Genomic DNA, 23,097 nt, shown 5'->3' on the forward strand with positions numbered 1-23,097 from the left:
GCGAGGGATCGCCTCACTCAGTCAGCTCAGGCGGATGCGCGGGTCGAGGTAGGCGTAGAGGATGTCGACGAGCATGGAGAGCAGCACGTACGCCACCACGCTGTAGACGACCACCGCCATGATGACCGGCGCGTTGTTGTTCGTGATCGCGCGGGCCAGCAGGAATCCGGCGCCGTTGTACTGGAACACCGTCTCGGTGACGATCGCGCCGCCGATGTAGGTGCCCAGGGTGAGCCCGACGAACGTGACGACGGGCAGCAGCGACGTCCGCATGGCGTGCCTGCCGATGACCGTCCGCTCGGACAGCCCCTTGGCGCGTGCGGTGCGGATGTAGTCGGCCTGCAGGACCTCCAGCATCGACCCCCGCATCAGCCGGGCGACGAACGCCGACTCGATGATCGCGAGGGTGAACGCGGGCAGGATCACGTCCCAGTACCAGGGCACCTCCTCGAGGAAGCTGCGCGGTACCGGCGGGAACGGCCCGACCCCGGAGACGTTCGCGACCAGGAAGATCGCGACGACGAACACCGGGACACCGATGCCGATGGTGGAGACGACGGTGACGAACACGTCCCAGAACGAGTAGCGGCGCACCGCGGCGATCACGCCGGCCGTCACCCCGAACAGGACGAGGAACAGCAGCGCCACGACGGCGAGCAGGATCGTGTTCGGGACGGTCTCGGCGAGCAGCTGGGAGACCGGGCGCCGCTGGTCGAAGTCGAGACCGAAGTCGCCGGTGACCATGTTGCCGAGGTAGTTCACGAACTGGACCGGCAGCGGCTGGTCGAGACCGAACTTGGCGCGGTTGATCGCGGCGACCTCGGGCGGGACGACCTTCTCCCCGGTGGAGGCGAAGGGGTCGCCGAGCGAGAACGTCGCGATGAAGATCAGGAACGCGGTGACGACGACGACCAGGATCCCCTGGAGCAGCCGCCGGAGGATGAATCTGCCCATGGAAGCACGGACTTTCGTGTGGTGGGAACGCCGCACGACGGCCCGCGTCCCGGGGTCACCGGGACGCGGGCCGCGTCAGCGGGACGTCACTTGAGGGTGATCGTGTCGAACGTCGGGTCCTCGGAGAAGTCCATGTTCACGTTGCCGAACTTCTCGGTGTTGACCAGGCGGGACTGCTGGCGGAACCAGAGCGGGATCAGCGCGAGGTCGTCGCCGATGGCGATCTTCTCGGCCCGCTTGTAGAGGTCGTTGCGGGCCGCCTCGTCCTGGGTCTGCGCGGCCTGCGCGAGCAGCTTGTCGAACTCCGGGTTGGAGTAGCGGCCACGGTTGTCGCCCTGGGCAGGCTCGCTCGGCGAGGCCGCACCGATCGACTGGGTGGCCAGCAGCGGGAACAGGTAGTTGCCCGGGGTCGGGTAGTCCGCGCTCCACGCCGCACGCCAGAGGCCGGAGGCCTCGGGCTGCTGCTCGTTGTCGAGCAGGTCACGGAACGGCACACCGGTGTAGGTGACCTTCAGCCCGAGGTTCTGCTCGAGCTGCTGCTTGACCGCCGCGGTCCACTCCTCGTGACCGGCACCGGTGTTGTACTGCAGCTTCACCTCGGTGCCGGGGGTGAGACCGGCCTGCTGCGCGAGCCGCTTCGCCTCGTCCGGGTTGTAGGTGCACGCGGTGCAGACGCCCGGGGTGTAGGCGTCCGGGAAGTTCGGCGGGATGAGCGCGTCGGCCGGCGAGGTCGAGTTCTGCAGCACACCCTGCACGATCGCGTTGCGGTCGATCGCCATCGAGACGGCCTTGCGGGCGTCCGCGCTGTTCAGCGGCGCGGTGGTGACCGAGACCAGCAGGTAGTTGTTGCCGTTGGTCTTCTTGTTCAACCACTTGCCCTGCGGCTCGTAGGTCGACTTGGCCTGGTTCAGGACCGGGGTGGGCATGCGCGCCCAGTCGAACTGGCCGTTCTGGAAGCCGTTGTACTCGGCGGTGACGCCGCCGCCCTCGCCGGACGGGACGATCGTGATCTCGACGGCGTCGAGGTTCGCCCTGGTCCCCGCGGTGTAGGCGTCGTTGCGGACCAGCTTGATGCCGCGGTCGTGCTGCCACGGGCCGTCCATCTTGAACGGGCCGTTACCGATCGGCAGGTCGTTGTAGGTCTTGTTGTCCGCCGCACCCGCGGTCGACGGGACCGGGCTCAGCGCCGGGTGGTAGGTCCGCAGCTCGAACTCGCAGTCGGGCTTGGACAACGTGACCTTGAGCTGGTTCGGGTTGGTCGCGTCCACGCCGGACAGCGCGTTGGCGGTCCCGGCCTGGATCTGGTCGTAGCCCTGGACCTCGTCCAGGTGGTACGAGACCTCCGACGCCGAGGCCTTGGCCGCGGTGCGCTCCCAGCCCCGCTTGAACGAGGTGGAGTTCAGCACCTCGCCGTTGGAGAACTTCTGGTCCGGCTTGAGGTCGAACACCCACTGCGTGCAGTTCTGGTTGGGCGTCCACTTCGACGCGACGCCGTCGTAGACGTCGCCGTCGGGCTTGACCCGGATCAGGCCCGTGAACAGCGCCCGGTTCACCAGGGTCCCCTCGGACTCCTGGGTGTTATACGGGTCGATCGCGGTCGGCTCGGTGATCGCCAGCCGGAACGTGCCGCCCGGCTTGCCGGGCACCTCCGGCTGGTCAGGGGTCTCCTCGAACCCGGCGGCGGTGTTGCCGCTGCCCCCCGTGTTGCTCTGCTGGCTGCAGCCGGTGAGGACGAGCCCCACGACCGCGGTCAGGGCGATGGCCGAGGCGGCCGCCCTTCTTCCCCTCATCTGCCGTGCCTCTCGAGATGTCGTGGGCGCACGCCGTTGTCGCACCCGTCCGGGACGCGACGGACCACCGGATGTGTGCCGCGGCCCGTCGGGAGGCACGCTAGGAATCGCGGCCCTCCAGCAGCGAGGTCCGACGCCGATCGTGGCGAAACGGTGACCATTGAACGGCGTAACGGGCTCGCAGCCGAACCGGACAGTAACAACGGGACCGTTGCGTCGCACAGCCCTCGATGCATGCCGAAACATAGTTGGTACTTACGTACCACTCGCCGTCACCGTGCAGCAGCGGAGTGCGTCCGAACGGACGCGTCCGACGGTGTCAGTTCGGGTCGTCGTCGCCGGTCGGGCGCTCGCCCGAGCCCTCCGGCTCGGCCCAGGTCCGGGCGCCCGACATCGGGCCGGTCGCGATCGGGCCGGGCGTGACCCGGGTGGCGGCGTCGGTCTGCGGGTTGCTGACGACCAGACCCTGCGCCTGGTACAGCGGCAGCGCGGGCAGCTGGCGCCACAGCACCCGCTCGGCCTCGGCGACGACGGCCGGGTCCGGGCTCTCGGCGACCAGCAGCTCGTCGAGCAGCGGCTGCAGCGCGGGGAAGCAGGCCACGCCCGGCAGCTCGCCGGGCACCGCGTCCGCCGGGCAGCCGTAGTCGGAGTCCAGCCGCGGCCCGATCGCACCGTAGGCGGCACGGGGTGCGACGAGCACGTCGACGGCGACCGGGGTCCCGGAGTCGGGGGAACCGGACGTCGTCGGGGCGGCGGTCGTCGTGGTCGGGGCCGCCGGGGGCGTGGTGACCGGTGCGGCGCTGCCGCCGGGGACCGGGCCCGCACCCGGGGCGGGGGTGGTGGTCGGGGTCGGCGTCGTCGGGGCGACACTCGGGTCGGTGAGCAGGTCCGGTGCCGACGGGGCGACGATCGTGGCGCCGATGCCGCCGGCCTTGAGCTGCTCGGCCACGACGCGGGCGACGTTCACGTCCTCGGTCCGCTCGGCCCCGGCGCCGATGACCACGCCGAGCGGGCGCCCGCCGAGGGTCCACCGGCCGTCCTGACCACGGACGTAGCCCGCCTCGGTGAACGCGGCCGCGGCCGCCGCCGCATCGGGTCGGCCGGGGGCGCCGGCGGGAGCGGTCGGCGCGTAGCCGGGGTCCGACGGGGCGGCGCCGAAGGCGTTCACGGCCACGGCGTCGGGGTTGACGCGCTCGCGGATCGCGTCGCGGTCCAGCAGCGCCGCGATGCCCTCGCGGACCCGGGGGTCGGCCAGCGGACCGTCGGTGGTGCGGAACTCCAGCTGTTCGACGGCCGGGCGCGGCCCGCGCTGCACCGTCGGCGGCTTGGGGCCCCGGGCCAGGACGTCGAGGGCCTGGGTGATCTCCGGCCGGGCGTCGGGCAGGGCGAGGTCGACTCCCTGGCTCTCCAGCGCCGTCGGCAGGGTGTTCGCCGGGATGCGGCGCAGGATGATCTCGTCGACGACCGCGGCGGTCGCCCAGTACGGGTCGTTGCGGGCGAGCAGGACCTCGCCGCGGAGGCGGTCGACCTGCATCAGCCGGAACGGGCCGCCCGAGGCGGGCACCCCGCCCGCGAACGGGGCGGTCCAGCCGCCCGGCGCGTCCTTGAGCAGGTGCGCGGGCAGCAGGTTGCCGAACAGCTCCCGCCAGTGCGGGTAGGGCTCGCGGAACACGACGTCGACGGCCTTGCCCGCGGCACGCGAGCGCACGTCGGTGATCTCGCGGTAGCCCGCGGCGCCGATCGTGTTGGGCCGGCTGCGCATCTGCTGCCAGAGGTAGACGAAGTCCTCGGCGGCGATCGGGGCGCCGGTGGACCACCCGGCGTCGCGGTTGAGCTCGTAGCTGACGGTGAACGGGCTCTGCGAGGTGACCGTCGCGGACGTGGCGACGGTCGTGTCGAGCTGCGGCACGCCGCGGTCGTCGGGCCGGAACACCGACGGCAGCGTCATCGACGCGATCGCCGTGGTGACCGCCGACTGGTCCGACCGCAGGTGCGGGTTGAACCCGGGCCCGAGGTCGTCGACGCCGACCACCACCCGGGTGGGGGCGGTGACCGGCTCGGTCGGGCGGTTCGTCTCCGGCGGGGGTGCCGGCTGCGGGTCCGCCGCGCAGCCCGTCAGCGCCAGCAGGGCGACCAGCAGGAGCGCCGGGAGCGCCCGGAAGCGTCGACGTGCTCTCACGTCCGCAGTATCCCCACCGGGGCGGGCACGCCCGCCGGACGGGGTCCGGCGGGCGCCTCCGCTCTGCTCACCGATACGCAGCGGGGCCGGGTGTCGGTGAGGCTTTGCTCTGCTCACCGATACGCAACACCGCAGCGCACGGGCCGTACGGGTCACTTCGTGGCGTTGGCCGCGGCCTTCGCGCGGGACCGGGCACGGGCCCGCAGGTTCGGGTCCAGCTCGATCTTGCGGATCCGGACGTTCTCCGGGGTGATCTCGACGCACTCGTCGGTCGCACAGAACTCCAGCGACTGCTCGAGGCTCAGGATCGTCGGCGGGATCAGCTTGACCAGCACGTCGGAGGTCGACGAGCGGATGTTGGTCAGCTTCTTCTCGCGGGTGATGTTGACCTCGAGATCCTCGTTGCGGGTGTACTCCCCGACGACCATCCCGCCGTAGACCAGCGTGGTCGGCCCGACGAACAGCGTGCCGCGGTCGGCGAGCTGGTCGATCGCGTACGGGGTGACCGGCCCGGAACGGTCCGAGATCAGCGAGCCCTTGTTCCGGGTGCGGATCTCGCCGACCCAGGGGCCGTAGCCGTCGAAGACGTGGCTGGCGATGCCCGCGCCGCGGGTGATCGTCAGGAACTCGGTGCGGAAGCCGATCAGGCCGCGGGACGGGACGCGGAACTCCATCCGGACCCGGCCGTCGCCGTGCACCATGTCGCCCATCTCGCCCTTGCGGGCGGCGAGCAGCTGGGTGACGGCGCCGAGGCTGTCCTCGGGCACGTCCACCGACAGCTGCTCGAACGGCTCGTGCAGCGTGCCGTCGACGGTCTTGGTGACCACCTGCGGCCGGCCGACGGTCAGCTCGAAGCCCTCGCGGCGCATGGTCTCGACCAGGATCGCCAGCGCGAGCTCGCCGCGGCCCTGGACCTCCCAGGCGTCGGGGCGCTCGGTCGGCAGCACGCGGATGGACACGTTGCCGACCAGCTCGGCGTCGAGCCGGCCCTTCACCAGGCGGGCGGTCAGCTTCTTGCCCGGGTGCGGGTCGCGGCCGGCCAGCGGCGAGGTGTTGGTGCCGATCGTCATCGAGATGGCGGGCTCGTCGACGTGGATGCGCGGCAGCGCGACCGGGGACTCCGGGTCGGCGAGGGTGTCGCCGATGGTGACCTCGGCGATGCCCGCGACGGCGACCAGGTCACCGGCGCGCGCCTCGTCGGCGGGGACGCGGGTCAGCGCCTCGGTGCGCAGCAGCTCGGTGATCTTCACCCGCGGCGTGGTCCCGTCCTCGCGGCACCAGGCGACCTGCTGGCCGCGGCGCAGCACGCCGGCGCGGACGCGGCACAGCGCGATGCGGCCCAGGAAGCTGGACGCGTCGAGGTTCGTGACGTGCGCCTGCAGCGGGGCGTCGACGTCGTCGGCGGGCGGCGGGACGACGTCGAGCAGGGTCTCGATGAGCGGCTCGAGGTTGTCGGAGTCCGGGAGCTCGCCGTCGGCCGGACGGATCCGCGAGGCCTTGCCGGCGCGGCCGGACGCGTAGACGACCGGGAGGTCGAGCAGGTGGGCGGTGACCGACTCGTCGAGCTCCAGCTCGTCGGCCAGTTCCAGAAGCAGCTCGAGGGACTCGTCGACGACCTCGGCGATCCGGGCGTCGCCGCGGTCGGTCTTGTTGACCACGAGCATGACGGGCAGACCGGCGGTCAGGGTCTTGCGGAGCACGAAGCGGGTCTGCGGCAGCGGGCCCTCGGAGGCGTCGACCAGCAGCACCACGCCGTCGACCATGGACAGGCCGCGCTCGACCTCGCCGCCGAAGTCGGCGTGGCCGGGGGTGTCGACGACGTTGATCGTCGTGCCGTGCCAGTTCACCGCCGTGTGCTTGGCGAGGATCGTGATGCCCTTCTCGCGCTCCAGGTCGTTGGAGTCCATGACCCGGTCGACGAGCTCGGCGCGCTCGGCGAAGGCACCGGACTGGCGGAGCATCGCGTCGACGAGCGTGGTCTTGCCGTGGTCGACGTGCGCGACGATCGCGACGTTGCGCAGCTCGGGTCGACCGGCCCGATCGGGCACGGCGTCGCTCTCGAGCGAGGAACGAGCGTCGAGGGCCGAGGCGGAACGAGGGATGGTCACACCTCAACGGTATCCGCTGCAAGTCCTTCACCCTGCCCCGGGCGCAGGTTAGCCTGACCTCATCATGAGCAAGGTCAAGAAGAAGTGCTGCCGGTCCAAGCCGAAGCGGTGCAAGAGCTGTCCGGTCGTCGCACTGCGGCTGCGCAAGGCGGGTGCGGACGATCTGAGCGGCAAGGCACTCACCCGCGCGATCAAGATCGCGCGCATCTACTGAACGGACGTATGACCCGCTGACCTGCGACGACGTCGCGCTGCGGGGTGCGTGCGCACCGCCTGTCCGGCAGGAGGGCGGCAGGCCGGTCGACGTCGTCCGGCAGGTCCGGGTCGTCGTGCGCCCGGACCCCGGACCGGCCTTCATGATCACCCCGTACGCTGCGACGACGCGTCCGCTGCGCGGTGCCGGCATGGCCGGAATCACAGTCGTCCGAGTGGTCCGGTGACACCGTGTGTGGTGGCGTTCGCCGGTCGTTCACCCCGCGGCCCGCCCCGCGGTACCGCCGGGCCCCGCCGGGTGCCCGGTCACCGCCTCGCGGAGGCGGTCCAGGAGCTCGTCGGGGCACCGGAGCTCCGCCGGTTCGACGACGAGCGTCCGCCACCCGTGCCGGCGCAGCACCGCCCGCCGCCACGCGGGGCCGGAGCCGTCGGCGCCGGTCCCGGGGTCGACCGGGTCGTGCACCTCGACCGCCAGCCGGGCCGCGGGGAACGCGAGGTCGAGCAGCACCCCGGCCACGGTGACGTCGGTGCGCCAGGCCCGCACCCCCCTCCGGGCGAGCAGCGCCCGCAGCCCGTGCCGGGCCCGGACGGCGCCCCGGCGCGACGCCTCCGCCAGCATCCGGCCGACCGGACCCGACCCGTGCGCACCGAGGTTGCGGGCGTGCGCCTCGACCAGCTCGGCCGCACCGACGGAGCCCGTGGTGAGCACGCGGTCGAGCAGCGCGTCCCCGGGGACCGACGGATCGGCCGCGGCCTCCAGCACCGCGGCCGCGGGACGGGCGACGACCGCCCCGTCGTGGGTGACGACGTCGCGCGGGTCCAGGTCCCGGCGCCGGACGAGGACCCCCGCCCGCGACCGCGGAGCCCGCCGGCGCGGCACGGTGACCGTGACGACCGCGGGTGCCGACGGGATCAGCCCCCACCACCAGGCCGCGGCGGCCCCGGTCAGCACGGCGTCCTCCCCCGCCCAGAGTGCGGCGGCGCGGACCCGGGACCGTTCGCTCGGCGGGTGGGCGGTGTGCCGGTACACGCGGGGGTGCACGGGGATCCAGCGCCGGGCGGCGAGCCTGCGGTCGACCTGGTCGGTCGACAGGCCGTGGGCCAGCGCCTGCGCCCGGGTGACCAGGCCGTCCTGCGCGGCGACGAGCCGGGCGAGCGGGTCGGTGCCGCGCGACGTGCGGCGGCGGGCCGGCCCGTGCGCGGCGGTCGGGAGGGCGGACGGGACGGGGGCGGTGGTGTTCCGGTTCATGCGGCTTGGACGACGCCCGGCCCGGATCGGTTCCACCGATCCGGCGGTGATCGTCGTTCCGGCACCGGGGACCGCGCGTCAGGTCCGCAGCAGGTCCACCAGCTCGGCGACGACGGCCCGGTCGGCGTCGAGCCAGCCCAGGGCCGCCACCTCGTGCGGCCCCACCCAGCGCAGCGCCCGGTGCTCGCGGGCCTCCGGCTCCGGGGAACCGGCCGCCGCCCGGGCGGTGTGGATCCGCAGCACGCGTCGCCCGATCGGCAGGTCGGTGCCCAGCCGCTCCCCGACCACCACCCGGGCGCCCAGCTCCTCGGCGCACTCCCGGACCAGCGCCTGCTGCTCGCTCTCGCCGTCCTCGACGCCACCGCCGGGCAGCTCCCAGCGTCCGGCCAGCTCGGCCGGGTAGGAGCGCTGGGCGACGAGCAGCCTGCCGTCGCGGACGATCGCCGCTCCCACGACCACCCCGGCCCGGCCCAGCTCCGCGACCCGCTCCGCGAGCACGTCACGGCGGGCCCGGAGCAGCCGCGCCCCGTAGTGGCGCAGCACCGGGTCGGAGAGGCGGCCGAGCACACCGAGGGGCGGCTCCCAGGTGAGCTCGTCGTGGACGTGGCTGCCGCCGCCGTCCGCGGGCGTGACCCGGGTCGAGTGCCGCAGCACCGCCGCGGGCCCCGCCGCCAGCTCCGACCACAACCCGTCGGCCCCGGCGCGGGTGATCCGGGTCCGGCAGGCGGGGAACCCGCCGGGCAGCGCGACCCGGATCTCGTCCCCGGCCACGAGCAGCGCCGACGGCGCGGTGAACCGGGCTCCCACCCGCGCGACCGCGCGAGCCGAGGGGGCGGACTCACGCAGCACCCCCGCGACGAGTCGGGGCGGTCCGTCCACATGATGGTCCAGGCTCAGCACCGGCACACCGCTGATCCTCGCAGCCGGACCCGCACCCGGCCGGGCCGACCGATCTCGCCGAAACGGCCCGCTCGCGGCGCCGCACGGTCACGCTGGGTCCCGTGTACCGGACGTCCGCCCCCGCCGACTCCCCCGAGCCGACCGCCGCGCCCCGCCCACCGGCCGTGCGCGCGATCGGCCTGTCCCGCGGTTTCGGCGCGGTGCGCGCGGTCGACGGGGTGGACCTCGACGTGCCGATGGGCGCGGTCCTCGGGCTGCTCGGCCCCAACGGCGCGGGCAAGACGACGCTCATGCGGATGCTGCTCGGGCTGCTCGCCCCCACCGACGGCGAGGTCGAGCTGCTCGGACGGCGGCTGCCGTACCGCGCGTCGGAGGTGCTGCCGCACGTCGGAGCCCTGGTCGACGCGCCCGCGCTGCACCCGCACCGCACCGGCCGGCAGAACCTCCTGCGGGCCGCGGCCGCCGAACCGCTGCTGGACTCGGCACGGATCCCGGCCGCCGTCGACGCCGTGCTGCGCCGGGTCGGGCTCGCCGAGGCGGCCGACCGCCGCGCCGGTGAGTACTCCTCGGGGATGCGGCGGCGCCTCGGTCTGGCCGTGCCGCTGCTGACCCGGCGACGTCTGGTCGTGCTCGACGAGCCGACCGACGGGCTGGACCCGGCGGGGACCCGCGAGGTGCGCCGGCTGATCGCGGAGATGAACGCCGCGGGCGCGACGGTGATCGTCAGCTCGCACCTGCTCGGGGAGATCGAGGCGACCTGCAGCCACGTCGCGGTGCTCCGGGCCGGGCGCCTGCTGTGCGCCGGCCCGCTCGACGAGCTCGTCGACTCCGGCCCCTCGGCGCTGGTGGTGACGACGCCGGACGGCGAGCGCGCCGTCGCGGCCCTGCTGGCCCGGGGCATCGACGCCGAGCCGGGAGCCCGGGACCGGGTGTTCGTGCCGGCCGGGCCCGCCGCGCCGGACGTCGTCGCGACGCTGGTGCACGCGGGTGTCGCCGTGCACGGGGTGACCCGGCCCGCCGCCCGGCTGGAGGAGTTCTTCGCCCGGCTCACCGAGGAACCGGCCCCGGCGGGTGCCGGGTACGGAGCGGGACGGTGAGCGCGGGCGTGCGTCCCGAACACGCCCGGGGCACCGCGGCTCCCCGGCCCGACGACGACTGGGCCGCCGCCCCCCTCCCCCGGACCGGGCCGTCCCCCTCGGAGGCACCGGCACGGGTGCGGTCCGCGGGCTCGCGCTCCGGCCCCACGGCCGGTCGGGCGGCACGCCGCCCCACTTCGGCGCCCTTCGGCCGGCTGCTCCGCTCGGAGCTGGAGCTGGCCCTGCTGCGTCCGCGCACCGCGGTCGTCCTCGCGGCGGCCGCGCTGGTGCCGCTGCTGGCGACGATCGCGCTCGCCACCGACGCCGGCCGCCTGTCCTTCGCACTCGGGACCCTGACGGTCGCCCTGTCCGAACCCGCGGCGTTCGCGCTCGGGATGCCCGTCGTGCTCGTGGCGGCCGACGCGTTCGCCGCGGAGCGGGCCCGCGGGACCCTCGACGCGTTGCGGCTGTCCCCCGTCGGCCCGGGACGGCTGCTCGGGCTCAAGGCCGCCGCGGTCGCGGTGACCTCGCTGCTCGCCGCGGCGACGACGGTCGTCTCCGCCCTGGTCTGCGGCGGCCTCGCCCTGGGTGCCGGCCCGTTCGGGGCGGGCGCCACCGTGGCCCGGGCCCTGGTGCTCACCGGCTGGGCCGCGGTGCAGCTGTGCGGGCTGGGGATGCTGCTGCTGGCGATGTCGGCGCTGGTCCGCCGCCCCGCCGGGGTGGTCGCGACCGGTCTGGCCGCGCTGACCGTCGCGCCCCTGGCGACCGTGCTGTGGGAGCCGATCGCGCCGGTCCTGCCGTCCGGGCACTGGCACGAGGTCCTGGCCGGGATCCTCGCGGTGCCCGCCGACCCGTCGGCCCTGTGGGCGACCACGGCGCGGGCGGCCGGCTTCGCCGTCGCCGGGGCGGGTGCCGTGGTCTTCGCCCTGACCCGCCGCGACGGCTGAGCGCTCCCGGCCGGCCGCCGCTCCACCGGGAGCGGGCTGCTCCACCGGGAGGATTCGGACACCCTCCACCGCGACGGGGTGCGCCGTCTGCGCCACGATGGGGCGATGCCCACCCCGACGCTGACCGACGCCGAGATCGCCGACGCCCTGCAGAAGCTGCCCGGTTGGGACCGCGACGGCGACTCCATCGTCCGCACCGCCACCCTGCCCGACTTCGAGGCCGCGATCGCGGTGGTGGACCGGGTCGCCGAGGACGCCGAGGCCGCCGACCACCACCCGGACATCGACATCCGCTACGCCACGCTGACGTTCCGGCTGTCCACGCACTCCGAGGGCGGACTGACCGCGAAGGACGTCGACCTCGCCGCGCAGATCTCCGACCGCCTCAGCACCGCGGGCGGCTGAGCCGCCCCGGGCGGCCGCCGCACCGCCGAACGGCCGGACGCGGCTCAGAACCGCCGGTTGGCCAGCACCGGGATCTGCTCGCGCACGGTCGTGGCCGCCGCCGGGTCCACGTCGACCACGAGCAGCCCGGGCTCGGCGCCGAGTGCGTCGACGACCTCGCCGCGCGGACCGGCGACCAGGCTGTACCCGATCCCGGTCGGCGCCCTGCCGTGCTCGCGGCCGACCGTCGTCGGGTCGGCCTGGTCGCACGCGACGACGAACGAACCGGTGTCCAGCGCACGGGCCCGCACCAGCAGCTCCCACTGCTCGCGCTTGCCCGGGCCCGCGCCCCAGGAGGCGGGGACCAGCAGCACGGTGGCGCCGTCGTCGGCGAGGCGCTGGTACAGGCCGGGGAAGCGCACGTCGTAGCAGGTGGACAGGCCGACCGTGGCCGGCTCGTCACCGCCCACCCCGACCACGACCGGCTCGGTGCCGGGCTCGACGGTGTCGGACTCGGCGAAGCCGAACGCGTCGAACATGTGGATCTTGTCGTAGTGGGTGTCGACGCCGCCGCCGGTGGCGAGCAGCGTGTTGCGGACCCGGCCGTCCCCGGACGGGGTGAACATCCCCGCGACGACGGTGGTCCCGGCCGCCGCGGCGACCTCGCGGACCCGCGTCGCCCACGGTCCGTCCAGCGGCTGCGCGACCGGGCCGAGCGCGACCCCGAAGCAGCACATGGTGGCCTCGGGGAACAGCACGAGCTGCGCGCCGGCGTCGGCGGCCGTGCGGGTGCGGCGCTCCACCTCGGCGAGGTTCTCCTCGGGATCCGGGGTGGACACGATCTGGGCGAGGGCGATCCGCATGTGCCGGTGGTACCACGCCTGCTGTCGGCGTGGGGTACGGTCGCCTCGTGCTGAACGCGTACTACTGGTTTCGCCGGCCGGCCCGGGATGGGCTGGCAGGTGCCGTAGCGCGCTGACCTCCATCCCCTCGAGCCGGCATTCCGGACCGGCTCGGTCGAGGTGATCCGGGGCGGTCCGCCGGGTAAGGACCACCGTCTCCGATGAGTGCGAGCACCACCCCCCTGCAGGTCGCCCCGACCGACGACCGCCGCATCGAGCGGATCAGCCCGCTGATCTCGCCCGCACTGCTGCGGCACGACCTGCCCTGCGACCCCCGGGTCGCCGGGACCGTCACCCGCGGCCGCGCCGCGGTCACCGACGTCCTCGACGGCGACGACGACCGGCTGCTCGTCGTCGTCGGGCCGTGCTCGGTGCACGACCCGGACGCCGCCCTGGACTACGCCCACCGCCTCGCCGCCCGGGCCGAGGAGCTGTCCGGCGAGCTGTGCGTGGTCATGCGCACCTACTTCGAGAAGCCGCGCACGACCGTCGGCTGGAAGGGCCTGATCAACGACCCGGGCCTGGACGGCACCTTCGACGTGAACCGCGGGCTGCGCACCGCGCGCAAGCTGCTGCTCGACATCTCCGCGCTCGGGCTGCCGGTCGGCTGCGAGTTCCTCGACCCGATCACCCCGCAGTACATCGCCGACGTGGTCACCTGGGGCTCGATCGGCGCCCGCACCGCGGAGAGCCAGGTGCACCGCCAGCTGGTCAGCGGCCTGTCGATGCCGGTCGGGATCAAGAACGCCACCGACGGCGACATCCGCGCCGCGATCGACGGGATGCGCGCGGCCGCGGCGTCGCACGTGTTCATGGGAGTGAACGCCGACGGGCTCGCCGGCCTGGTCACCACCACCGGCAACCCCGACACCCACGTCATCCTGCGCGGCGGGGCCACCCCCAACCACTCGGCCGCCGACGTCGCCGCGACCGCCGACGGGCTGCGTGCGGCGGGTCTGCCGGAGCGGGTCGTCGTCGACGCCAGCCACGGCAACAGCGGCAAGGACCACGTGCGGCAGGCCGGCGTCGTCGCGGAGCTGGCCGAGCGGATCGCGGGCGGCGAGCGGGCCGTCACCGGGCTGATGATGGAGAGCTTCCTGGAGGCGGGACGCCAGGAACTGGGCCCGGACATGGTCCGCGGCCGCTCGGTGACCGACGCCTGCATGTCCTGGGGCACCACCGACGAGCTGCTGGGCACGCTCGCCGACGCCGTGCGCCGCGGCCGCCGCTGAGCCCGGGCCGCTCACCCCGGGCCGTCCAGCCGGTCGAGGACCCGCCGGCGCAGCAGCTCGTACTGCGCGCGGCAGCGCCGCGGCGGGCCCTCCGGGCGCACGACCACCCGGGGCGGGTGGACCGTCTCCCCCGGGCCGAACTGGTCCCGGGTGAGGTCCACCTCGGCGCCGCCGGGCAGCCGGTTCCACCAGTGGTAGCCCTGCAGCCGGCCGTCGGCCTGCCACACCTCGGCCAGCAGCAGGTCACCGCCGAACAGGTCGTGCAGGACCAGTGCCGTCGCCCCGCACTGGCCCCGCGACGGACGGTCCGGGGTCCAGCCGGTGACGTCCGCGACATCGCAGGTGTCGCGGCCCCAGGAGGCGCGCAGCGCGGCGGCCACCCGGGCCGGGACGGGTGGCGAGGCCGGGGGCGACGGCAGGGCGCTGGTCATGGCTCCGACGCTACGACCGACCCCCGACAGTTCCGCGTCGCCGCAGGTCAGCCGACCGGCGGAGCGAGGTGCCTGGCCATCAGGACGTCGTCGACGGCGACCCCGTCGAGCACGAACTCGGCGCGCAGCACGCCCTCCTCGACGAACCCGCAGCGGCGGTACAGCCCGCGGGCCCGGGTGTTCGGGCCGAGGACCCGCAGCGTGACCTTGCGGCCGCCGCTGTCGCGGGCCCGGGCCACCGCGGCGTCGACCAGCGCGCGGCCGACGCCGCGGCCGGTGTGCCCAGGGTGCACCGCCAGACCCCCGATGCAGCGGACGTGGTCGTGCGCCGGGACCGCGGGCGGAGCGGCCCCGACGATCACGTAGCCGGCCACGGCGCCGTCGTCGTCGGCGACGAGCACGTCCCCGACCGGGGTCCGGTCGAGGAACGGCTCGGGCCGCGGCGGGGCCGGGCTGACCTCCGCGGTCCAGGTCAGGGCGTCGATCCGGGTCAGCCCGGGGTCGTCGGAGGGCGCCGCGGGCCGGACGGTCAGCACCGCGGGGCCGGACGGCCCACGGGCCGGTCCATCCGGGTCTCGCTGATGCCGTCGGGCCGCTCGACGACACCCCGGTCGACGAACCCGAGCCGCCGGTAGAACGCCGCGGCGCGGTCGTTGCCGATCACCACGTGCAGTGCCAGCGTCCGGGCGCCCCACCCGGCGGCGCGGTCGAGGACCGCGTCGACGAGCGCGGTCGCGGCGTCGCCCCCGCGCGCGTGCGGGGCGACCCACAGGGCGATGAGGTCGGCGACGCCGTCGCCGTCCGGCGGGACGGCCACGACCTGCCCGGCGGGGCGGCCGCCGACCTCGACCACCAGGTACCGGCCGGGCGCGGCCAGCCGGTCGCGCCACTCCCGCTCCCCCGCGCCGAGCCAGTCGGTGAGCCGGCTGTGGAACGCGTCGGGGGCCTCGGCCAGGGCGGCGAGGCGCAGGTCGCGCCAGGTCTCCCAGTCGTCGGGTCCCAGATCCCGGACGGTGATCACGCATGGCCTCCCGGACGGATGGAGGCGCCGAACCTAGCAGCGCCCCGGAGCGGTCCCGCCGCGTGTCCGGCGATCGACAATCCTGATGAGGTTGGTCCGGACGGCGCAACATCGGCCTGCTGTCCGGCGAGAGGACCGGCATGACCGCGCCGCGCCGCCGCACCCGTCCCACCGGACCCCGTCTGCTGCTGGCCGGCGCCGTCCTCGCGCTCGCCCTGTTCGGGACCGGGGTCGCCGGGCCAGCCTCCGCGGGCACCGGCTGTTCCGCCGCCTGGACCGCGGCCGGATGTCCCTGATCCCGCCCGACAGGCAACCGGACGCCCGATTCGGTACGAACTCCAGTCATGCTGCCCGAACCGCGCCACCGCGCCCGGACACTCCGGTCCGCCTGGTCCACCGGCCCACGCCGCATGATCGCGATGCTGACCGTGCTGGCGCTGGTCGCCCTCGGAATCGTCGGGGGGCTGACGATCGGCCGGATGTCCGACGGCCCGGCCCTGGCCGGCGAACCGGGGACGGCCGCGCTCGGCCCGCTCACCGGCCCGCCGACGTTGTACGGGCGGGTGCAGCGCGTCGTGGACCCGGCGACGGTCGTGGTGGACGTCGGGGGCCGTCCGGTGACGGTGTCGGTGATCGGCGTGGACACCGCCTCGACGCCGCCGTGCGCGCGGGCCGACGCGCAGCGGTTCGCCCAGGGCTTCCTCGACGGTCAGGAGGTCACCCTGGTGCCGGACCCGACGCTGCCCGCCCCGGCGGCGGACGCCCCGGCCTGGCCCGCGTACCTCGTGGTCGGGACGCAGCAGTCCTACACCGACGCGGCGCTCGTCGCGGGCTGGGTGGGCCCGGGGCAGGGCCGCTACCGGCCGGGCTTCGAGGCCGGGCAACGCATCGCGCAGGACCGGCGGGCCGGCATGTGGGGGCCGCCGTGCAACCGGACGTCCTGACCGGACGGCGACGCGGTGGGCCGTCGCAGCCGGGTGTCACCCGTTCGGCAGAATGCTGAGCGTGGATCCCCGGGCGGTGCGCACGCGACGACGTCTCCAGGACGCGCTGCTCGCGCTGGCCAGGGAGCGCACCCTCGAGTCGATCACGATCGCCGACGTCGCGGAGCACGCGTCGGTGAACCGCAGCAGCTTCTACCAGCACTACACCGACAAGGAGATGCTGCTGGCCGACGCGCTCGCCAACCGGGCGGCGGACGCCGGGGCGGACCTGTCCGACCTGTCGATGGACGACATCGGGCCCGAGCCGCCCGCGGCGCTGCTGCGCTGGTTCATTCATCTGGCCGAGCACGCCCCGCTGTACCGGCAGGCGCTCGGCGGTGCCGCGGCGCCGGACGCGGCAGCCGGGATGCGCCGGCGGATGCAGTCGGTCGTCGCCGACACGACGGTGCGGCTGGGTGTCTCCGAGGACGCGTTCGGCATGCCGTTGGACGTGTTCGCCGCCGGCCTGACCTGGACACTGCTCGGGGTCGCGGCCAGCTGGCTGGAACGCGACCCGCTGCCCCCACCCGACGTCGCGGCCGGGTGGGCGTGGCGGATGCTGGTCCGCCGGGACTTCTGAGCTCCGCTCGGAGGGACCGGTCGGCCGTACCGCCCGGGCCGGGTCAAGCGGCCCGGGCGGTACGCGCCTCGCGGGTGTCCCGCGGAGCTCAGCCCTGGACGATGCCGGAGTTGCCCTGGTCGACCGTGGTGGTGGACTGCGACACCGGGCCGCCGGACAGCAGGCCGCCGATGTTGATCGACGGGTTGACGGTGGCCGCGACGTCGATCAGGCCGCCGCGCTGCGAGGCGTGCCCGCCACCGCCGTGCTTGCCGCCGGACTGCAGGATCCCGCTGTTGGAGTCGTCGACGGTGGTGGTCGACTGCTGCACCGGGCCGGAGTTCAGGATGCCGCCGATGTTGGCCGACGGGCTGACGTCCAGGCCCAGCCCGACCAGGTCGTCGACCTGCACGGCGTCGCCCGCGCCGCAGCCGCTCTGCACGATGCCGGAGTTGGACCGGTCGAGCTTCGTGGTGTGCTGGGAGACCGCACCCTGGTTCAGGATGCCTCCGACGTTCAGCTGCGGGTCGACGGCCGCGTCGAGGCCGAGCAGGCCACCCTTCTGCGAGGCGGACGACGGCGCGCAGTCGCGGCCCTTGTCGTGGTGCTTGCCGCCGTCGCCGTAGTCACCGGCGAAGGCCATTCCGGCCGAACCCAGGACCAGCGGGACGGACAGGACGCCGGCGGTGGCGATCCGCCGGGCGTTACGACGGGCGGGGGTCGTCTCGGGGGCGTTCATGGCACTCCTTCTGTGGCGATGTGATCCGGCCGTCGTACTGACACTCCGTCACTGGCCGGTGCCGCAGAACGTACGGACGCCGATCACCGAAGCGAGAGCACCCCCTCGTTCGGGCGGCGTTGTGCCTGCTTCCGTTCGCCCGAACCGACCGTTCGCCGCCGAACAACTACACACAGTGCTATCCGTCAGGTGTCGTTTAGCTACTCTCCGTAGAAGATCGACAGCTCGCCGATCGTTACAGAAAGGCACCGAGAAGTGGGATGGATCACAGCGGCGCAACGACAGGGCGGAACAGGCGTCTCTAGCTCCCGGAGTCACCGTCGGACCCGCCCGGTAGTCCTCCGACACCCGCGACCACCTGCGGGAATGGGCCGTACGGCGCGACGGGACTCGACCGTTCGTCGCGCGGGGCACGGCCGTCGGGTGTGTATCGATCGCCGAACGGCGGCACGGGACGGGACTGGACAGCCTTTCGCACCAGACTGTCGCACGTCGGCGCGGTCCCTCACGATGGTCAACGACGTGGTCCGTCCGGAGTAACGCTGTCGGTGCAGATCACTCCTCCGCCGGGTCATCCCGCCGCCGCTCGGGCCGCGACGGTGCCCGCCCGCCGGAAACCCGGTGACGCACCGGACGGGTGACCGCGATCCTGGGCGGGTGCACATCGGACTGAGGCGCCTCGACGAGTCCCTGCTGGCGATGTTGTGCGACACGGCAGCGGCCGGGGCGGACCCGCTCGAGGTGATGCCCCCGGTGCCCGGCCCACCCGGCTGGACGACGCCGCGGCGCGCGGCGTTCGTCGCGTTCCACCGGGAGCGGTCGGTCGCGGCGCAGGTGCCGGTGGAGCGGACCTGGGCCGTCGTCGTCGACGGGGAGGTGGCCGGGGCGGCGCGGCTGGAACCGGTCGAGGGCGGCGAGGAGGCCGGGATCTGGCTGGCCCGGCCGTGGCGGGGCCGCGGGGTCGGCGGGGCGGTGCTCCGGATGCTCGTGGCACGCGCCGACGGCCCGGTCGTCGCGGAGACGACCCCGGCGAACGCCGCGGCGGTCGCGGTGCTGCGCGGGCTGGGCGCGGACGTGACCGTCGACGACGACGCCGTGCACGGCCGGCTGGGCTGAGCCGGCCGTGCATCCTGGCGACATGGGTGTCCTCGCCGCGGGCCGGCGGCACTCGGCCGGGCTGCGGGCGGACGGGACCGTCGTCGCGGTCGGGGACGGCCGCGCCGGGGAGTGCGCCGTCGACGGCTGGACCGGCGTCGTCGCCGTCGCGGTGGGGAACGTCCACACCGCCCGCAACACCGGCCGCACGCACACCGTCGGGCTGCGCGCCGACGGCACGGTCCTGGCCACCGGCCGCGACGACGACGGCGAGTGCGCCGTCGCCGGCTGGCACGGGGTCGTCGCGGTCGCCGCGGGGTGGCGCCGCACGCTGGGGCTGCGCGCCGAGGGCACCGTGCTCGCCGCGGGCCGCGCCGCCGAGGGCGCGTGCGCGGTCGGCGGATGGCGCGGGGTCCGGGGCCTGAGCTGCGGCGACTGGCACTCCGTCGGGCTGTGCGAGGACGGCACCGCGGTCGCCACCGGCAACGACCGGTACGGCCAGTGCGCGGTCGGCGGATGGCACGACCTGGTCGCGGTGTCGGCCGGGTACCTGCACACCGTGGGGCTGCGGGCCGACGGCACGGTCGTGACCACCGGGCGGGGTGGCGGCGACGTCGCGGGATGGCACGACGTCGTCGCCGTGTCCGCGGGCAGCGGACACACGGTGGGGCTGCGCGCGGACGGGACGACCGTCGCCGCCGGGGACGACGACCTCGGGCAGTGCGCCGTCGGGACCTGGCGGGACGTGGTCGCGGTCGCCGCCGGGTCGGCGCACACGATCGGGCTGCGGGCCGACGGGACCGTCGTCGCCGCGGGCGAGGGCTCCGACGGCCGCTGCGACGTCGACGGCTGGACCCTCGCCGTCACCGCGCCGGGCGGATCCTCGGGTGCGCGATCATCCTCTCGGGTCGGGTGAGGCCGCAGACGAGCCGGACCGGGCTGTCCGGGGGTCCCCGGCGACGTCGGCCGCCCGGGGCGCCCACCCGTCCGGGCACGCGTCGCGCGTCGACGGGCCGGTGCACGTGGCCTGCCTCGTCGGGCCCCGCGCCACCGGCGACGCCGCCGCGTGGCGCACCGGGACCGGCCGGCCGGTGTCCACCGCCCGGCCCGGGTGGCCGATCAGTTCCGGACGCCCGCCCGGTCGTACCGGTCATGTCCTTCGCACCCACCGCACGCCGCATGTTCGGGCTGACCGAGCCGATCTGCCTGGCCACCTACCTCGCCGACGAGCCGAACGAGGAGCTGGCCGCGCTCGGCCACCGCACCTACTGGGACGGCTACTTCGCGAGCCGGGCCGCGCCGCTCGGCCGGGTCCCGGCCGAGGTCGTGCACGCGGCGTTCTACAGCTTCGCCGACGGCGAGGCGGCCCGGCACATCCCGAGCGCCTGGGCGACGGTCCCGCCGGAGGAGTCCTTCGCCGCGTGGCGACGGGGCAGCGTCGCGGCGCTGCGCCGGATCCTCGGCGCCGAGCTGTCCGGGTCGCCCGGTGTGGCCCGGGCCGCCGACCTGCTCACCACCGCCGCGACGAGCGCCCCCACCGAGGGCCGGGTGATGTACGCGGGGATGCGCACCCTGGAGGCCCCCGGCGACCCGCTGACCCGGCTGTGGCAGTCCGCGACGACGCTGCGCGAGCACCGCGGCGACGGGCACGTCACCGCCCTGCTCGCCGAGCGGGTCGGCGGTACCGAGGCCCACCTGCTGTCGGCGCTGGACATGGGCATCCACCCGCCGGTGACGTTCGGGCGCGTGCACCACCTGCCGGCGGCCCGGCTGGCCGATGTCATGTCCGGGCTGCGGCGACGCGGCCTGGTCGACGACGACGGACGGCTCACCGACGCGGGCCGGGACGTCAAGGCGCGCGTGGAGGCGCTGACCGACGAGCTGGCCGCGCCGCCGTACGCGGCCCTGTCCGACGCGGAGCTCGACGAGCTGGCCGCGGAGCTGGAGCCGCTGTCCGCGGTGATGTCGGCGGCCTGGGCGCAGTGACCGCCGGTCAGGGCAGCAGCGCCGCCACCGCCGCCCGCGCCTGCCGCGCCGGCTCCGGGCTCCCGCCGATCGCCGCGGTCACCATCGCCCCCTCCGCGAGCAGGCAGACCGGCTCGACGGGATCCACCCCGGCCGCCGACGCCCACTCCCCGAGCTGCCGGTGGAACAGCTCCTTGTGGCTGCGCACCTCGCGCAGCACCGGCTCCGAGGTGCTGCCGAGCTCGCCGTAGGCGTTGATCCACGCGCAGCCGCGGAACCCGGGCCGGGCGAACCACTCCCCCAGCCAGTCGAAGACGGCGAGCAGCCGCCGCCGCGGGTCCCCGACCCGGGTCACGTACGCCGCCAGGTCGCCCCGCCAGCGCTCGTCGCGCCGACGGAGCACCGCGACGACGAGGTCCTCCTTGGTCGCGAAGTCCCGGTAGATCCGCGTGAGCGGGAGCCCCGACGCCGACCTGACCCGGTCCATCCCGACTGCTCGGATGCCGCGCTCGTAGAACAGCAGCTCCGCTGCGTCCAGCAGGCCGTCCCGGTCGAGACGTGCCTGTTCCTCGGTGATGGCCGCGGGCACCGATGACCTCCTTGACATCGAGAACGATCGTTCCCTACGTTACCGGAGCAGATCGAGAACGCTCGTTCTCGACTGACCGAGGAGACAGTCGTGGCCGATGGCCGTCCGCCCTACCCGCCGTTCACCGCGGAGACCGCACGCCAGAAGGTGCAGGCCGCCGAGGACGCCTGGAACACCCGGGACCCCGAGCGCGTCGCGGGCGCGTACACACCGGACTCGGTGTGGCGCAACCGCGACACCTTCGCCACCGGCCGGCAGGAGATCGTCGAGCTGCTGACGGCGAAGTGGCAGCGCGAGCAGGACTACGCGCTGCGCAAGAGCCTCTGGGCGTTCGACGACAACCGCATCGCCGTCCGGTTCCAGTACGAGTCCCGCGACGCCGACGGCCGATGGTGGCGCAGCTACGGCAACGAGCTGTGGGAGTTCGACGAGCTGGGACTCATGCGGCGGCGCGAGGCCAGCATCAACGACGTCCCGATCACCGAGGCGGAGCGGCGGATCCACGGTCCGCGCCCCGAGTCCGAGCGGGGTGTCGACATCCCGCTGCGGTGAGCCGGGTCAGACCGAGTCCGCCCCGATGGTGTTCCGCATCCGCGTGAGCAGCTCCTGCTGCTCACGCCCGGGCTGGTCCGGTGCGGCGGGCCGGATGCGGCCGTCGACGTCGTGCAGCGGGATGTCCGAGCGCCCGATCACCGAGATGCGGGCCATCGACCAGCGGGAGAACACCCGGGCCTGGGCCGTCGTCGACTCGACGACCGACACATCGGTGTGCCGGTCGTCCTCCCGGATCTTCTCGAACAGCCCGGTGACGACCGTCTCGTCGCCCTCCAGGGTCTGGACGAACCAGTTGTCGGAGATCAGCAGCGCACCGGTGACACCGGCCTTCTTGTTCTTCGACCGGGCCACGTCGAAGATCTCGGCGAGGACCTCGTCGCGGCGCTCGCGCGGCACGGTGCTGTGACTGCGGTAGATCAACCGGTGGACCTGCTCGGCCATGTGGCTTCCCCCGTGTCGGTCGGGCCGCGTCACCGGGTCGGGCGCGGAACCGTCACGAGCCCGGATCCCGGGTGATCGTCACGGATGATCCGACCGTAGTGGCGTGGGACACACTGCGGCGTCGCGATATGAGACAACCTGTCGGAAGAGCGACCGTCAGCGGGTCCCGTCGAACCGGACGTCCACCCGAACCTGCCGTCCGTCCCGCACCGCCACACCGTGACCCGGCCGTTCCGCACCGTCGACCCGGACCCGCAGCGGCGCGCCCTCGCCGGTGACGTCGCACCGTGCGCCGCGACGGGTCAGCAGTCGCTCCGGGGCGCCAGGCCCCGCTCGCACAGGTACTGCATCTGGGTCTCGCCGCTGGTCGGCGCCCGGCCCGCGGACGTGCCCGGGTCGAGGTACCCCTGGTAGGCCGAGCACGACGGGTCGAACCGGCCGGCCGTCATCGCCCGTGCCGCGCAGTCGTCGCCGGACGTCGCCGCCCGGCCCTCCTCCGCCGCCCGCGCCGCGGCGGCCGCGGCCCGGTCCATCGCCCGGCGGGCCGCGACGATCGCGCCGTCCACCGCCGCACCCGGCACGGACGAGCCCGTCCCGGCCCGGGGCAGCACACCGGTGGCGGGTGTGAACGACGCGGACACCGGGGCGGCCGCGGGCTCCGGGGTGGTGGCCCGCTCGGCGCCGGACGCGGCGGCGCACGCGCTCGTGGCGAACACGGCGGCGACGACGGCCGCCACGGCGAAGCGGCCCATGCCCATCGTCGTCCCCCCAGCCGGTCACGCCGG

General features: G+C 74.8%; 26 protein-coding genes. 12 read left to right on the plus strand and 14 right to left on the minus strand.

What is annotated here, in order from left to right:
- Positions 1 to 21: 21 nt before the first annotated feature.
- From KPF22_RS25400 to typA, 4 genes are all read right to left on the minus strand, one after another.
- Positions 22 to 954, minus strand: coding sequence for an ABC transporter permease (locus KPF22_RS25400; protein WP_062400435.1), 933 nt, complete (start codon positions 952 to 954; stop codon positions 22 to 24).
- 86 nt (positions 955 to 1,040) lie between these two features.
- Entirely contained in the window at positions 1,041 to 2,744 is a 1,704-nt protein-coding gene (locus KPF22_RS25405) for an ABC transporter substrate-binding protein (RefSeq protein WP_208819328.1), read from the minus strand.
- Positions 2,745 to 3,063: 319 nt separating this feature from the next.
- Positions 3,064 to 4,923: an ABC transporter family substrate-binding protein gene (locus KPF22_RS25410; protein ID WP_208819331.1), complete on the minus strand. Its 1,860-nt coding sequence runs from the start codon at positions 4,921 to 4,923 to the stop codon at positions 3,064 to 3,066.
- 152 nt (positions 4,924 to 5,075) lie between these two features.
- Positions 5,076 to 6,971, minus strand: coding sequence for a translational GTPase TypA (gene typA / locus KPF22_RS25415; RefSeq protein WP_208819368.1), 1,896 nt, complete (start codon positions 6,969 to 6,971; stop codon positions 5,076 to 5,078).
- A gap of 124 nt (positions 6,972 to 7,095) precedes the next feature.
- Between typA and KPF22_RS25420 the strand changes: the two genes are divergently transcribed.
- Positions 7,096 to 7,245, plus strand: a complete 150-nt coding sequence (locus KPF22_RS25420) for a hypothetical protein (RefSeq protein WP_208819333.1) — start codon at positions 7,096 to 7,098, stop codon at positions 7,243 to 7,245.
- Positions 7,246 to 7,500: 255 nt separating this feature from the next.
- On the opposite strand, the gene KPF22_RS25425 is transcribed toward KPF22_RS25420, so the two are convergent.
- Together KPF22_RS25425 and KPF22_RS32785 are read right to left on the minus strand one after the other, a co-directional pair.
- Positions 7,501 to 8,493 carry a hypothetical protein gene (locus KPF22_RS25425; RefSeq protein ID WP_224403487.1) on the minus strand — a complete coding sequence of 331 codons (993 nt, stop codon included), beginning with the start codon at positions 8,491 to 8,493 and terminating at the stop codon, positions 7,501 to 7,503.
- Positions 8,494 to 8,571: 78 nt separating this feature from the next.
- Complete coding sequence (locus KPF22_RS32785) at positions 8,572 to 9,399, minus strand: NUDIX domain-containing protein (RefSeq protein ID WP_307799088.1); 828 nt, start codon at positions 9,397 to 9,399, stop codon at positions 8,572 to 8,574.
- A gap of 95 nt (positions 9,400 to 9,494) precedes the next feature.
- Here KPF22_RS32785 and KPF22_RS25435 point away from each other — a divergent pair, with 95 nt between their 5' ends.
- From KPF22_RS25435 to KPF22_RS25445, 3 genes are all read left to right on the plus strand, one after another.
- Complete coding sequence (locus tag KPF22_RS25435) at positions 9,495 to 10,490, plus strand: ABC transporter ATP-binding protein (RefSeq protein WP_374107531.1); 996 nt, start codon at positions 9,495 to 9,497, stop codon at positions 10,488 to 10,490.
- On the plus strand, positions 10,487 to 11,416 hold the full coding sequence (locus tag KPF22_RS25440) for an ABC transporter permease (protein ID WP_224403488.1): 930 nt from the start codon (positions 10,487 to 10,489) through the stop codon (positions 11,414 to 11,416). The genes KPF22_RS25435 and KPF22_RS25440 overlap by 4 nt, the downstream gene beginning before the upstream one ends.
- A 105-nt stretch (positions 11,417 to 11,521) precedes the next feature.
- Positions 11,522 to 11,821: a 4a-hydroxytetrahydrobiopterin dehydratase gene (locus KPF22_RS25445; protein WP_062400425.1), complete on the plus strand. Its 300-nt coding sequence runs from the start codon at positions 11,522 to 11,524 to the stop codon at positions 11,819 to 11,821.
- Between the two features lie 44 nt (positions 11,822 to 11,865).
- Here the strand turns inward: KPF22_RS25445 and KPF22_RS25450 are convergent, their stop codons facing one another.
- Positions 11,866 to 12,663, minus strand: coding sequence for a carbon-nitrogen hydrolase family protein (locus KPF22_RS25450; RefSeq protein WP_224403489.1), 798 nt, complete (start codon positions 12,661 to 12,663; stop codon positions 11,866 to 11,868).
- A gap of 200 nt (positions 12,664 to 12,863) precedes the next feature.
- On the opposite strand from KPF22_RS25450, the gene KPF22_RS25455 reads away from it, so the two are divergent.
- Positions 12,864 to 13,934, plus strand: coding sequence for a 3-deoxy-7-phosphoheptulonate synthase (locus KPF22_RS25455; protein ID WP_208819342.1), 1,071 nt, complete (start codon positions 12,864 to 12,866; stop codon positions 13,932 to 13,934).
- 11 nt (positions 13,935 to 13,945) lie between these two features.
- Here the strand turns inward: KPF22_RS25455 and KPF22_RS25460 are convergent, their stop codons facing one another.
- From KPF22_RS25460 to KPF22_RS25470, 3 genes are read right to left on the minus strand one after another with little or no spacing between them, the layout of a single operon-like run.
- Entirely contained in the window at positions 13,946 to 14,365 is a 420-nt protein-coding gene (locus KPF22_RS25460; protein ID WP_083474545.1) for a hypothetical protein, read from the minus strand.
- A 47-nt stretch (positions 14,366 to 14,412) separates the two neighbouring features.
- Entirely contained in the window at positions 14,413 to 14,901 is a 489-nt protein-coding gene (locus KPF22_RS25465; RefSeq protein ID WP_208819346.1) for a GNAT family N-acetyltransferase, read from the minus strand.
- The gene (locus KPF22_RS25470; RefSeq protein ID WP_224403490.1) at positions 14,895 to 15,386 is read right to left on the minus strand and encodes a GNAT family N-acetyltransferase; all 492 of its coding nucleotides are present in this window, start codon (positions 15,384 to 15,386) and stop codon (positions 14,895 to 14,897) included. The genes KPF22_RS25465 and KPF22_RS25470 overlap by 7 nt, the downstream gene beginning before the upstream one ends.
- A gap of 140 nt (positions 15,387 to 15,526) precedes the next feature.
- Between KPF22_RS25470 and KPF22_RS25475 the strand changes: the two genes are divergently transcribed.
- The 3 genes from KPF22_RS25475 (at position 15,527) to KPF22_RS25485 (ending at position 16,949) form a co-directional block, all read left to right on the plus strand.
- Positions 15,527 to 15,682: a hypothetical protein gene (locus tag KPF22_RS25475; RefSeq protein WP_168172178.1), complete on the plus strand. Its 156-nt coding sequence runs from the start codon at positions 15,527 to 15,529 to the stop codon at positions 15,680 to 15,682.
- A 48-nt stretch (positions 15,683 to 15,730) separates the two neighbouring features.
- A complete protein-coding gene (locus KPF22_RS25480) occupies positions 15,731 to 16,330 on the plus strand; it encodes a thermonuclease family protein (protein WP_224403491.1) in 600 nt (199 codons plus the stop codon).
- A gap of 61 nt (positions 16,331 to 16,391) precedes the next feature.
- Positions 16,392 to 16,949 (plus strand): TetR/AcrR family transcriptional regulator, encoded by a 558-nt coding sequence (locus KPF22_RS25485; RefSeq protein WP_208819352.1) that lies wholly within the window; start codon positions 16,392 to 16,394, stop codon positions 16,947 to 16,949.
- 88 nt (positions 16,950 to 17,037) lie between these two features.
- On the opposite strand, the gene KPF22_RS25490 is transcribed toward KPF22_RS25485, so the two are convergent.
- Positions 17,038 to 17,667, minus strand: a complete 630-nt coding sequence (locus tag KPF22_RS25490; RefSeq protein ID WP_208819354.1) for a hypothetical protein — start codon at positions 17,665 to 17,667, stop codon at positions 17,038 to 17,040.
- A gap of 657 nt (positions 17,668 to 18,324) precedes the next feature.
- Here KPF22_RS25490 and KPF22_RS25495 point away from each other — a divergent pair.
- The 3 genes from KPF22_RS25495 (at position 18,325) to KPF22_RS25505 (ending at position 20,748) form a co-directional block, all read left to right on the plus strand.
- Positions 18,325 to 18,783 carry a GNAT family N-acetyltransferase gene (locus tag KPF22_RS25495; protein ID WP_224403492.1) on the plus strand — a complete coding sequence of 153 codons (459 nt, stop codon included), beginning with the start codon at positions 18,325 to 18,327 and terminating at the stop codon, positions 18,781 to 18,783.
- Positions 18,784 to 18,805: 22 nt separating this feature from the next.
- Positions 18,806 to 19,678, plus strand: coding sequence for a chromosome condensation regulator (locus tag KPF22_RS25500; protein ID WP_224403493.1), 873 nt, complete (start codon positions 18,806 to 18,808; stop codon positions 19,676 to 19,678).
- 236 nt (positions 19,679 to 19,914) lie between these two features.
- Positions 19,915 to 20,748, plus strand: a complete 834-nt coding sequence (locus tag KPF22_RS25505; protein ID WP_224403494.1) for a MarR family transcriptional regulator — start codon at positions 19,915 to 19,917, stop codon at positions 20,746 to 20,748.
- 7 nt (positions 20,749 to 20,755) lie between these two features.
- Here KPF22_RS25505 and KPF22_RS25510 read toward each other — a convergent pair whose 3' ends face one another.
- Positions 20,756 to 21,316 carry a TetR/AcrR family transcriptional regulator gene (locus tag KPF22_RS25510; protein ID WP_062400408.1) on the minus strand — a complete coding sequence of 187 codons (561 nt, stop codon included), beginning with the start codon at positions 21,314 to 21,316 and terminating at the stop codon, positions 20,756 to 20,758.
- Between the two features lie 90 nt (positions 21,317 to 21,406).
- On the opposite strand from KPF22_RS25510, the gene KPF22_RS25515 reads away from it, so the two are divergent.
- Complete coding sequence (locus KPF22_RS25515) at positions 21,407 to 21,868, plus strand: nuclear transport factor 2 family protein (RefSeq protein ID WP_062400406.1); 462 nt, start codon at positions 21,407 to 21,409, stop codon at positions 21,866 to 21,868.
- A gap of 6 nt (positions 21,869 to 21,874) precedes the next feature.
- Here the strand turns inward: KPF22_RS25515 and KPF22_RS25520 are convergent, their stop codons facing one another.
- Together KPF22_RS25520 and KPF22_RS25525 are read right to left on the minus strand one after the other, a co-directional pair.
- The gene (locus KPF22_RS25520; RefSeq protein WP_208819359.1) at positions 21,875 to 22,312 is read right to left on the minus strand and encodes a BLUF domain-containing protein; all 438 of its coding nucleotides are present in this window, start codon (positions 22,310 to 22,312) and stop codon (positions 21,875 to 21,877) included.
- 302 nt (positions 22,313 to 22,614) lie between these two features.
- Positions 22,615 to 23,064 (minus strand): hypothetical protein, encoded by a 450-nt coding sequence (locus KPF22_RS25525; protein WP_224403495.1) that lies wholly within the window; start codon positions 23,062 to 23,064, stop codon positions 22,615 to 22,617.
- Positions 23,065 to 23,097 lie beyond the last annotated feature (33 nt).

This window comes from Pseudonocardia sp. ICBG1034 (genome assembly GCF_020131375.1).
In the GTDB taxonomy this organism is placed as follows: domain Bacteria; phylum Actinomycetota; class Actinomycetes; order Mycobacteriales; family Pseudonocardiaceae; genus Pseudonocardia; species Pseudonocardia alni.